A 12,113-nucleotide genomic window follows, 5' to 3' on the forward strand; every position below is an offset into this window, starting at 1 on the left:
ACTACACCGCCCAGTTCTATAATCTCGAAGCCAAGCAATCCGGCACTTATACCCTGGTAGTGGAAGACGGCACTGGTAATTCCAATGCCACAGGCAACTATCAGATCCATCTAGTCACCTCATTAACGCAAAGCGAATTTGGCTTTCTGGATCTATCAGGTAGTTATGCGCAAGACACCACCTGGGGAGATTTGGACAGCTACAGGTTTGCCGCCAATCAAGGCGACGAAATCTATCTGACCGTCACCGACATTAATACTACCGGGCTGTATCCCTATATCACCCTTTACTACCCGGATGGTCGCTTTTTTACCCACTCAGGAGGCTATGATGTCGCAGGCTGGACCGCCCTGACGATTCCGGAGTCCGGCAACTATCTGTTTATTGTTGAAGATGGCACTGGCAATTCAAACCAAATTGCACCCTATGTGATTAACTATAACTTCCCTCAGGTTGCTCCTGATCCCGAAAAACCTATTGCTATCGCCTCAGCTCCCACGCGAGTGCATAAAATTCAGACGATCAATTTGGATGGCAGTGGCTCTTTTGATCCCGATGAGAGCCCCGAACCACTGCATTATCAATGGCAATTACTCTCTGCACCAACTGGCAGTAATGTTAGCCAGGTCAATGTTGACAGCAATAACCCGGCCTTGGCTGATGTTGTATCCGATATCAGTGGTGAATATCGCTTCCGCCTGACGGTGGATGACGGCCTGCTAAGCGACAGTGCAGACGCGCTGGTGCTGGTGGTCAACCGCGCTCCGGTGGCTGAAGCAGGTGAGAACCGCCAAGTAGGCGAAAATACACATATTGCACTGGATGGTTCAGCCTCAAGCGATGCCGATGGCGACCTGTTGAGCTATCAATGGCGTATTATCAGCCTGCCACAAAACAGCCAGGCCATGCTCAGCGATGCGCAAAGTGTCACCCCCAATCTGACTACCGATATCCCCGGCATCTATATCCTGGGTTTGATTGTCAACGATGGAGAAGATAGCAGCCTGGAAGATCAACTAAGTATAGAAGTCCTGGCTGATAATATTGCGCCGGTGGCCAGAGCCAGCTACAGCGGCGATTTATTAGTGGGGACCGCCGTTACACTGGATGGCAGTGCATCCAGTGATGCTGATAATGGCCCGGCCGCGCTAAGCTTTCAGTGGCAATTTATTGCCCTGCCGACAGGCAGTGGATTGAAGCAGGGTGATATTCAATCAGCTCAAAGCCCCTTGGCCAGCTTCAGCCCGGATTTGGCAGGCAACTATCAATTGCAACTTAGCGTATTTGACGGTGAGCTAACAGACACTACCCTGCTGACCATGGCAGTGGCCGACGTACCTGTTTGCCAGCTAAATGCCAATGCCGGAGTGGATCTGGCAGTAGAAACAGGCAATCAGGTACAACTGGATGGCTCTGCATCGCTGATCAGTAGCGCTTGCATCAATACCGAAATTGCCTGGCAGTTTGTATCCGTACCGCAGGGTAGCCAACTAAGCAGCAACGATATTGTTAACAGCGGGGAGCTGCAGGCCGGCTTTATGCCGGATAACGCCGGGGTATATGTGGTGTCGCTAAGCTTAACCGATGGTGCTGTTTCTGCCGCCGATTCGCTGATGGTCACTGTGACGGCCAATGCCATTCCGGTGGCAGATGCAGGCAGCGACCAACAAATTGAGCAGGGCCAGACGGCGATGCTGGATGGCAGCCTGAGTTATGACCCGGACAACAGCCCCGCTGCGCTGAGTTTCCAATGGACAGTGCTGTCAACGCCAACGGGCAGTAGCGCAACCATCCACTCCCCTAACACCGCGACCAGTGAGTTCAGTGCGGATTTAGCCGGTATCTATCGCTTGCAGTTGAGCGTTTCTGACGGTCAGGACAGTGCCAGTGACACCCTCACCATTGAGGTGCAGGAGCCCATACAACAACCGCAGCTGTGTGATATCGATGGCGATCTGTTTATCGATAGCCGCGATATCCGCGCCATTATGGCCAGACGCAATACGCCGGCCAGTGGCGAAGACGACCGCGCCGACTGGAATGCGGATGGTCAGATTAACATCTTGGATGCCAGGGGCTGTGTACTGCAGTGCTCACTGCCCGGCTGCGCCTCTGCCAGCAACAACTAAGCGTTTTTGCCCCGGCAGCTGTGCCGGGGTCTTTAAGGAGAATTAAGATGAAAAAACTTACCGCACTAGTCAGTACTACTTTACTTGCTTTTTATTTAAGTCTTTCCGCTCAGGCCGCGCCTATATTGGCCTTTAGCAACGATGGTTCAGCAGTCAATCAAGCCGTTACACAGGGCGACAATGTCAGCCTGGAGTTATGGGTGTCGGGGCTTGAGAACGTGAATTTAGGTGGTTTTGATATTGAGCTTTTCTTTGACCCAAGCGTCAGCCTGTTTCAATCTGCCCTGTTTAGCGCCGAATGGCTGGATTTTAGTGATCTGACTATTGCAGGAAATCGCCTTAGCCTGGCCAGCGTTTCCAGTCTGTTTGACCTAAGTACACAGCCTGACAGCCTGCTCCTGGCCACCTTGCAATTTAGCGCTGGGGCGGTCGGTACCAGCCTGGTTAATTTCGGCAGTATCTTGTTGTCTGATGAGCTGGCCCAGCCTTTTAGTACGGATTGGGTGGCCGCCACCATCGAAGTACAGGCAAATAGCACAGGCATCCCTGAACCACAGACCTGGCTGCTGCTGTTGTTTGCAGTTGGTCTTCTAAAGCTGCAGCGCAGCCGCACCTATCGATAGACCAGAGATAATTGCAGCCTCGGTAAAAAGGGGCTGCCAAATAGTGCAGCTCAGAGGGAAATTTGAGTATGGCAATTTGCAGTCGCTGCTTAGGCAGCGGTCGGTTAGCAGATGTGGAATCCTGTCCGCAATGCTCAGGTACCGGACAGACTGAGTTAAGTGCTGTTGGTATAGAGCGGCAACACAGCAAGGCAAAGAAAAATAAATACAAAGCGATAGTTGAAGGAATTTGGGAAATTTCCCTGATGCTGGGGATGCTTATCTTTTTTATCCAATATCAGCAGAGTAAAACCTTCGTTGATGCCATGCGCTCGGCCGCAGCCATGTTTTTCCTGTTTGGCATGGTGCTCACCCTGGGTTATCTGCTGATAAACTTCGCCATCAGCATCTATCAGAAACTTTCAGGTACTGACAAGGGCTAGCCTTGTTGAGCCGCAGTGATATCTTTTAAATTTTGATAAATGGGGCAAATGGTTATGGCTTGTAGCCATAACTGTTCCGACGGCTCAATATAGTCCAGCTCCTGCAACAAACTGGCCAGCGCAGCAATGGCGCCTGGCTCCAGTTTTTGTGTTGCCAGGTCTAGCAAACGTGTTCGTTGTGCATCAGAAACATCAACCGGCAGGCCCTGTAAACGGTTAATTTTTTGCTGGTAAAGGATTTCGCCGATTTCTGCCCATACCGTCAGATTATTGCGTAGCCGGTCCCTTTTAATAATCCGTAACGCATTCTCGTAAGCGTCAATAGCCTCAGTGTTACTGCCTAAAGCAGCGTAGGATGCAGCAATGCTGGCCCACACCTGGTGATAACCTATCTGGTCAGGATCCCCCATTTTTTGCAGTGCAGAAAGACGTAATGCCAATGACTGCTGATAGTCCTGACGAAAAAATGCAATCATACCTAGCTGCTCTTCTGCCAGGTGCGAATCTGGATGCAACACCAACAGCTTTTCAAAAGCCATCTTAGCCTGTTGCAGATGATTAAGACAATAGGCCACAGCACCCAGTCCATTATAGGCAATGGCCTGCCCACCTAAATCTGCAGCATATTGGAACAACTCCAAACTCTGTTCCATCTGACCTTGATAAAAATAGTGCGCGCCAAGTTGATAATGGTTATACCAATAGTCTGGCTCAATCTCCCGAACCTTATTCAACACTTGTTCCGCACGCTTTGCCACGCCAACCATATCGGAGCTGGTGTCATTGAATGCCAACAGATAGCTGGCCCCCAACCCCTGTAATGCATCCAGATTATCCGGCCAGACATCGAGCACTTTGTTGAACTCTTCAACCCCTTTGGCAGCACCATACAAACGACGCTGCAACAGTGCCGCACTGCTCATAACATAGCTGTTTCCGGCATCCAATTGCAGCGCCTTTTGGCAATGTGCGGCGGCATGCTCCAAACGTTGTTTTTCATGACCTTCGAGGCTATACCACATATAGGTCTCACATAAGGCCGCTTCAGCCACAGCAAACTGCGGATACAGCTGCAAAGCGGAAAAAAGCAGGTTAATAATTTTCTCTGAGCCAGACCAATTCTCAATTTTATTTTCATCCATTAATTGCCTGGCCTGTAGATAATGGTCCCAGGCACGAATCTGGCTATCCGATGGCATCAAGGCAGTTGAACCGACAAAAATATACTCACTGATCTTCTGCTCCAGTTCGGTTGCCAGGCTGTCGGCCTGCTGATTAACGTCAGGGCGGCTAAGCACTTTGTATAAACTAATGCTGTCATTTCCCTGGTAATAGGTCATAACCCGCAACCGGATATAACGCCCGTACTGCTTGCCATCAACACTGATCACCGCATCCGACTGGTATTCCCTGGCCAAGTCCAGAGCCAGAGCAGATAAGTCGTCTGGTTTGGGTGCCAACACGGCAACGTTAAAATCGGCTTTCAATTGTTCTTCGAGTTCCGCAACCAGCCGGTCCAATTCAGGGTTTTCGAACCGAATCAGCACACTGGGTGTGACAAAGGAATGGGCGGTAAAGGTAGGCAATAGCTTTCTTGGATTGCCGCCTTGCCATATCAGGTTAATTAACAACAGTACGATGACCAGCGTCAGCAACATGACCCATAACCAGAATCTGCGGCTGGTTTGTGCTGACCCAACCTGCATAGCAGCAGAACTCACCGGCAGTGTATTAGTAACATTATCTAAAACGGGTTGAGGCAAAGTGTCTGCCGACTGGTCTTCCTGGGTACTTAGATACAAGGTCCAGGCATCGGTATCCAGCGCCCTGGCCACCCGCTCAATGCTTACAGGGTCTACCGCTTCACCACGGAATACACGATTAACCAGAGTACGGGGCAATTTATCCAGGCCTTCAGCATCCTGAATACGTTTGGCCACTTCAATTTGCGATTTGATCCCGGCGGCCAACATGGCAGCCCGGAGTTTGGCTGGAGAGGCTTGTACTCCTCTTTCCCGCTTGCTGTTGCTACCTGCCCCTTGTTCGGACGCCACACCTGTTCCTTTTTCCAATAGCTGTCATTGACGTTGGCACCGGAACAACATGGGCCAAAAAAGGCCTATAGATTAACCTGATGGCGAGGGTAGTTTCAAAGGTTGCTTTATTACGGGCAGATGAATATGAGACTTAGCAACCGCTGAATTCCTGCAAACGAGCTTTATAATTACGGCTGACTTTAACCTGCTCCCCGCTTTGCAATAAGGCAAAGTATTCGCCATTGGAATTAGGGGTCAGACGCTGCAGTTGTTCAAGATTGATAATGGCCGAACGGCTGACCCGGCAAAAACGCTGGGGATCCAGACTGCTTTCCAGCCCACCCAATGTATGCCTGGCAATAAACGATGCCTTGTCGGTATGTACGCAGATATAGTCTCCTGCCGCCTCGACCCAGTTGATTTCTGCCACCTTGACCCGTAACCATTCGTTGCCGTTTTTCAGCGAGATATAGGGGTTGAGGGTAGCCAGGCTGCGATCATCGTCCTGTTGTAGCTGCTGCAGCACACCATTAAAGGTTTTGCCGGTGCGCTGGCGCACTAACTGGTCAAATTCCTGCACCGCCTGCGCTGCTGATCTGAGTTGACGACGTCTGACATAAGCCGCGATGCATTCGCGTACACGCTCCAAACTGACAGGTTTGAGAATATAATCTTTCACGCCCTGCGTGTAGGCACCAGCGGCAAAGTCAGCATAGGCGGTGACATAGACCACTTCAGCACAGCAGCTTTGGCTGCGATTGATGGCATCCACCACCTCGACACCGCTTAAAAAGGGCATCTCAATATCCAGTAACAATAAATCCGGTTGATAGGTCTCTATAGCTTCCAGTACTTCCCTGCCGTTACGGCAACTGGCCAGTAGCTCAACATTGTCAATTTCTGCCAGGCATAAAGCCAGACCTTCGCGGGCTAGTAATTCATCGTCGGCTATGATGACAGAGATTCGGTCCATGGGTCTTCTTCAAACGGAATAGCGATAGTGACGCTCAGCCCGTGTGAATTAGCCACCGCCATGGTCAACGACTGCCGTTCTCCATACAGAACTTCCAGTCGTTCTATGATATTTTGCAGGCCCACACCACTGAGATTTACCTGATTAACATGGGTCAAAGGGCCGTTATCTGCAACTTGCAAATGTAACAGCTTGTTATCCCGCCAACCTTTGATAGTAATCTGGCCATCGTCTGACATTTTAGCAATGGCGTGTTTTATGCAATTTTCCACCAAAGGCTGTATTAATAAGCTAGGCACCAAAGCCATCTGCGCATCCTCGTCCACCAAGACAGACACTTCCAGGCGGTCTGAGAAACGTACCTTTTCAATTTCCAGATACATCATCAGTGCCTTGATTTCTTCATGCAGACGAATCTTCTTATCCGGTTCACTGTCCAGTGAAAAACGCAAAAACGTGGCTAGATGACCAATCATTTTACCGCTGCGTGCTTTATCTCCTTTCATTACCAGCGTAGACAGTGCGTTTAAGGTGTTAAACAGAAAATGTGGGTTAATCTGGTAGCGCAACATACGGATCTGCGCCAGGTGATTAAGTCTGGCGGAACGTAACTGCAGTGCCTGAGCCTGTACCAAACGAAAATGATAGTTAATGCCGAAATACAGGCTGCTCCATACCATCATGATAAAAAACGAGTTGCTGACAGTCATAAACAAATGTTGCCACTCAAATTTGGGGTTGGCGGCAAGATTGAAAATATCATCCCCCATCGCCCAGTAAAGCAGCAAATTTTTCGGCACTATCCACAACACAGCCAGCAGGCAACTAACCAGCAGAATCATTACCGCCTGCCACAGGAAAGACAGCTCCCAGCAGCGCCGGTACAAATGGCGAACTGGCAAGGTTAAAACAAAGCCCATCAAAGTAATCGGCATCAGCACATAAAATATGCTGCATCCCAATGAATTATAATTGCCGAATAACAACAGGTTATCTGTCAGCATCAATAAGTAGTAGAACAACCAACCGGCAGTCTGCAGTAACCAAAACGACGGCTTTCGCGCTGAAACCGCCTGCGCAACTTCACTCATGTAGATTCAGTCCCAACTGCTGAAATAGGGATTTACGATAGCCCTGCCCGATCCTGAGTTCATCACCATTACTCATCTCCAGGCTGTTGTAACGCCCTGTCACACTGTTGATGGCCCGCAAGAATTTTAAATTCACCATGGCGGAGCGATGCACCCGAACAAACTGGCTGGGGTCCAGGCAGGCCTCCATACCCGCCATGGATTCGCGATACAAATAGGTTTTATCCTTACAGTGCAGCTCCATATAATTCCCGGCCCCCTTAACCCATAAAATATCGCTGGTGCGGATAAACTGGACATTGCCCAGTGAACGAATGGCCAGGGTATCCAGGGGCCTCCCCTTGCATTGTCCTTCCAGTTTTTCCAGGACGGCTTCGAAGCGCTCAGGTTCAAATGGTTTGAGCAGATAGTCAAAAGCATTGAGCTCAAAGGCCCGCACCGCATACTGGGCATATGCCGTGGTAAAGACCCAGCGGGTATCCAGGTAACTTCGAAGCTCATCGGCAAGTTGAAAGCCGCTGCCACCAATAATATCAATGTCCATAAAGCATACGGCCGGCTTGAGCTGCAGCAACAAGGCTCTGGCCTCGTTGTACTCACGGGCCTCGGCAGCCACATGCCAGCCCGGACGCTGCTTAAGTAAATGGGCAACCCGCTCCCTGGCGAGCACCTCGTCATCCACAATCACACAATCAAACATACAACCTCCGGGACTTACCACTTAGCTGACACTATAGCGGTGTCATTAATCTGCATACGACAATGGCAAGCTGGAATGCGGTGGTAAAAGGCGAAAGGTCAACATCAAGGATGACGATGCTTTTGAATAGCCTGTAAATTCCATTGCAGTATGGTGCCAGGTGGATAGCCGTAGTCACCGAGGTGAGCGTATTTAATCAGCATGGATTGAATAATCTGTTGAACCCGCATCTGAGGCTGACTGATATTCGCATCAGAGAGTTGTTCATCGACTAACTGACTGAGGTCCAGCAAGTAGCGACGCTGCTCTTCAATTAATTGAAAACCACCGCTGTCGCCATGACCACCATATAAGTGATCTGCCTTGCCAGTATAACTGGCTTGCAAACGCTCAAATTGGGCCAGAATTCTGGGTAAGTCACCATCACCAACGTAATAATGATGATGTGCCATCAGCAGGTCACCCACAAACAAACTGCGGCTGTCAGCATGGTAGAAGACCGACGCATTAACCGACTCACCGCCGCTAAAGTCCTCAACCAGTATGGAAAAGTCGCCGATAAGGACCTGCCCCGGACTGGGCAAAATCACCTGGACCTGAGGCGCATTATTCAGCCATAGGTCGTTACCAAACTGCCTGGCGCCCTGGCGTTTAAACTGCTCAAAGTCCTTGCTGATACCTGCGGCTGTGGCCGCAGTGGCGTAAACCGGAAAATCCCCCAGCACCGATTTCAGGGCTAATATTCCCATATAGTGGTCAGGGTGGGGATGCGTGAGCAATAAGCCAACCACCGGCTTATTCTGGGCCTTAATAACTGCAGCAAAATTCAGTGCATCAGAACGCCTAAGCAAACTGTCCACTAACAGGATCTGCCGCTCATTGGCCAGCCAGTATGCATTGGCAGACCAATCAACCTCTGTGGTGGAAAAACGTTTAACCTGAACATCAGCCAGGGCCGGGCCCACCATCAGGTAATAACATAACAACAGCGTCCGCATCAGGTGTTTCCCACAACGATTCAGCAACCACAACAAAATAGTTCGTTTTAGCACATAGAGCCAATAGCGATGCAATGTTCACTAAGCAGATAAGTGGCAGCGGTGAACATCGATTCACCGCTGCCTTGGCCGCTTAGAATGCCAGATTTAAACCAAGTCGTAATTGTCTTGGCGTCTGCATGTTCATCGGCAGACCATAAAATGGATTAGGCGTGCCGGATTGGGTCTCGGCCAGTTCGTTCACCGCCAGCGTCTGCGACGTATCCAGCAGATTGAACACGTCCAAAGACACCCTGCCATCCATTTCACCTATGTTGAACTGATAGGTCATAGACGCATCCAGGCTGAATACCCAAGGGCTTCTGCCAGCGCTGCCACGAGAGTTGAACACATATTGCTGAGTCGCCGCATTGAACACATAGTAGGTGTCACCATAGGGTGGCTGCAGATAGCCAAGATCGGTAGGGAAGCTACGCCCGCGAATGCTCAGTGGACGGCCATCAATTAATGAGGCATTCCAGCCGACCGACAGATCATCATTGATGCTATACGAACCGTAGAACTTAAAGGCATGGCGTCGGTCATTGGGCAAGTTACCATTGGCACCAATGGCACTGGCTTTAAAATCCAGGAACGAACTGACGCCGGTGTCGGTTTGCAGGTTGTCTGAGTTGACGCCGCCTTCATTGTTACCATAGCTGTGGGACCAGACATACTGTGCGGTCCACATCAGATTCTCAGAGCGATGTACCAGTTCAAACTGCACGGAACTGTAGTCTCGCTTACCTTCAGGTATGCCCAATTCTTCGGCGGTGTAGTAGCGTTGACTGCCAGGATCGATCTTACCGTCACCATCCACATCCTGAGCAAAAGTGTGGCCTTTGCCAGGATTGAACAAAGTACAGATGGCCCCCTGATTACTGGGATCAATTTCTTCACCGCAATAGTCGTCACCCATATTGTCGGTGGTACGATAGGTAGCCCTTACGGTACCTGAATACTCATCGTTAAATTCGGTCTGATAGCCAACAATGTATTCCTTCAGGGATTGTGCGGAATATTCTGGGGCCGCAGACAGACCAGGATCAGGGATAGAACCGGTACCATTGACGTTAGTGTCCAGCAAGGAAGTGCCTGAAGGTGTACCATCCGCACCATTAATACTGCTGAAGGTCAGGTACTCCGTCATATCAGCAATGCCGGATGCGGTACGATAATTGGTATTGATAGGAACCGGAAAGAAGTACTCGCCGTAGTTAGCAAAAATCTTTGATGAACCATCCCCGCTCGGGTCATAGGTCAGACCTAAACGAGGGGCAATCTGATCATCCAGTTTAACGAAAGCGACACCAGTCTTGCCGTAGTTGGTCGCCACATCACTGCGAATGCCCAGTGTCAGGTTAAGCTGATCGGTCACGCTCCAGACATCTTCAATGTAATAGGCATAGTTTTCGGTTTTGAATTTACCACCGCCGGTAAACACTCGTTTTGCCACGTAATCCAGCGGGCCGCCGGTATTATTGGTGTAGTCTGTTCCCTGGATAATGGCACCGGCGCCAACTTGTCCATAAGTGTAGGATGCGCCACCAGCCGGCACGGTGGTGTGCTCAGCTTCAATGGTTTCCTTGTCATAGCCAAAACGAATCAGGTGATTGTCCAGTGCCCATTCAAAATCGATACGCAGCGCATCTCTTTGCAGCTCGTTGTTGTCTACCGCCGCCCCTGAGCCGCAGCCTGTCGCAGTGGGCACAGGTCGGTTATCCGCCACCAGCGGGCAATCTGAGTCAGATGGAATGATGCTCAGGTCGGTTTTAAACCGCCCGGCCAAAACGGACATGGAAAAGTCATCCGTAATATCGCTGTTAAATGTCAGAGTATGGGTGGCACCTCCCTCTTTCAGTTCAACCAGACTGGAATTGGCGGTGGGATCCTTAGCATGCGTCACAGTGCTGTATGCGGTTCGGGTCCTTTCATTGGTGCTGTCATCGGAAAAACCAAAGTACGACAGGCGGTTTCTGTCATTAATTTCCCAATCCAGTTTTAAACCCCAGAATGCGTCTGAACGCTCGTCATCATGAAAGTACGTATCAGCCCGGGTTCTTAAGCCCCCCACACTGGAAGGATAAGCATAATTACGCTCAGATTTACGCGGGTTATACATTGCATAGAAGAACAAATTGTCTTCAATAATAGGGCCGCCAGCAGACAAAGTGACATTCAGCTCCGTATATTCATTGGATGTAGTGTCCTTATACACAGTGCCGTTGATATTTTTCACTACCTGCCCATCGCCCAGATAATCCGGGGTGTAATAGGCAGTAGCACCAAATTCAAACTCATTGGTACCGGACTTGGTCACGGCGTTGATGACCCCGCCGGTTGAACGACCATACTGGGCCGAATAACCACCGGTTTTTACCTGAAATTCTTTATAGAACTCAAAAGGTACGGTGCCACAGCCCAAGCCTTTTTCCGGATCGGTTACGTTCATACCGTTGATGTAACAAACGTTCTCCGCTACCGATGAGCCGGAGAAGGACGCTAAGTTGCCAAAGCGACTCTCACCTTGCACCGTGCCAGGTGCCAGAAGGGTTATAGCAGTGACAGTACGTCCTACCGGCAGCCTATCAAACTCAGCTTCCCCGATAGTCAGTCCAGAGTCCGATGCGTTCAAATCCACTGCCGATACCCGTGCTGCCACCACAGAGATCACTTCCATGTCATTTCTGGCCAACTCGAAGCGAGCGTCCGCGGTGCTACCTACGGTAACGCGTATGTTGCGGGTATCCAGTACTGCCCCGGCCTGAACCACAGAAATTTCATAATCGCCGATAGCCAGTTGTGGAAAACGAAAGGTTCCATCGCTGTCCAGAGTAATAGTGCGTTCAAATCCGGTAGCCGGGTTTTTGACCAATACAGCAATATCACTGCTGAGTTGGCCGGATACTGAGCCTGTGATACTGCCGGTAGAACTGCCGGCTGCCAGTACCGATGAAGAAATGCCCAGTGCCGCAGTAATAGCCAGCGCTGTCAGGTGCCTGTTGAATGTCTTTTTCATCTCGTGTCTCCGTTTATTGTTATCCCGGCCTGAAAAGGCCGATTAACGGGACACTAGCAGCGTGGCCAGATGTCGGAGACGAG

Annotated in this window: 9 protein-coding genes; 3 read left to right on the forward strand and 6 right to left on the reverse strand. The window is 50.3% G+C overall.

Annotation, left to right across the window (positions count from 1 at the left end; genetic code table 11):
• The 3 genes from ABD028_RS00010 to ABD028_RS00020 form a co-directional block, all read left to right on the forward strand.
• Window positions 1-2,129, forward strand: a 2,129-nt coding sequence (locus ABD028_RS00010) for a PKD domain-containing protein (protein WP_343840139.1), incomplete at its 5' end; no start/stop codon positions are given.
• A gap of 47 nt (window positions 2,130-2,176) precedes the next feature.
• Window positions 2,177-2,752 carry a PEP-CTERM sorting domain-containing protein gene (locus ABD028_RS00015; protein WP_343840143.1) on the forward strand — a complete coding sequence of 192 codons (576 nt, stop codon included), beginning with the start codon at window positions 2,177-2,179 and terminating at the stop codon, window positions 2,750-2,752.
• A 68-nt stretch (window positions 2,753-2,820) separates the two neighbouring features.
• Complete coding sequence (locus ABD028_RS00020; protein ID WP_343840146.1) at window positions 2,821-3,174, forward strand: hypothetical protein; 354 nt, start codon at window positions 2,821-2,823, stop codon at window positions 3,172-3,174.
• Here the strand turns inward: ABD028_RS00020 and ABD028_RS00025 are convergent.
• The 6 genes from ABD028_RS00025 to ABD028_RS00050 all read right to left on the reverse strand — a co-directional run bounded on the left by ABD028_RS00025 (window position 3,171) and on the right by ABD028_RS00050 (window position 12,030).
• The gene (locus tag ABD028_RS00025) at window positions 3,171-5,228 is read right to left on the reverse strand and encodes a tetratricopeptide repeat protein (protein ID WP_343840149.1); all 2,058 of its coding nucleotides are present in this window, start codon (window positions 5,226-5,228) and stop codon (window positions 3,171-3,173) included. The two genes, ABD028_RS00020 and ABD028_RS00025, sit on opposite strands and share 4 nt — an antisense overlap.
• A gap of 133 nt (window positions 5,229-5,361) precedes the next feature.
• Window positions 5,362-6,183 (reverse strand): LytR/AlgR family response regulator transcription factor, encoded by an 822-nt coding sequence (locus tag ABD028_RS00030; RefSeq protein ID WP_102796303.1) that lies wholly within the window; start codon window positions 6,181-6,183, stop codon window positions 5,362-5,364.
• The gene (locus ABD028_RS00035) at window positions 6,159-7,274 is read right to left on the reverse strand and encodes a sensor histidine kinase (RefSeq protein ID WP_343840155.1); all 1,116 of its coding nucleotides are present in this window, start codon (window positions 7,272-7,274) and stop codon (window positions 6,159-6,161) included. The genes ABD028_RS00030 and ABD028_RS00035 overlap by 25 nt, the downstream gene beginning before the upstream one ends.
• The gene (locus tag ABD028_RS00040; protein WP_102796305.1) at window positions 7,267-7,974 is read right to left on the reverse strand and encodes a LytR/AlgR family response regulator transcription factor; all 708 of its coding nucleotides are present in this window, start codon (window positions 7,972-7,974) and stop codon (window positions 7,267-7,269) included. Before ABD028_RS00040 ends, ABD028_RS00035 begins: the two co-directional genes overlap by 8 nt.
• A gap of 104 nt (window positions 7,975-8,078) precedes the next feature.
• A complete protein-coding gene (locus ABD028_RS00045; RefSeq protein WP_343840158.1) occupies window positions 8,079-8,972 on the reverse strand; it encodes an MBL fold metallo-hydrolase in 894 nt (297 codons plus the stop codon).
• Between the two features lie 133 nt (window positions 8,973-9,105).
• On the reverse strand, window positions 9,106-12,030 hold the full coding sequence (locus ABD028_RS00050; RefSeq protein WP_343840161.1) for a TonB-dependent receptor: 2,925 nt from the start codon (window positions 12,028-12,030) through the stop codon (window positions 9,106-9,108).
• Window positions 12,031-12,113 lie beyond the last annotated feature (83 nt).

Source organism: Bowmanella denitrificans, assembly GCF_039522935.1.
GTDB classification, from domain to species: Bacteria; Pseudomonadota; Gammaproteobacteria; order Enterobacterales; family Alteromonadaceae; genus Bowmanella; species Bowmanella denitrificans.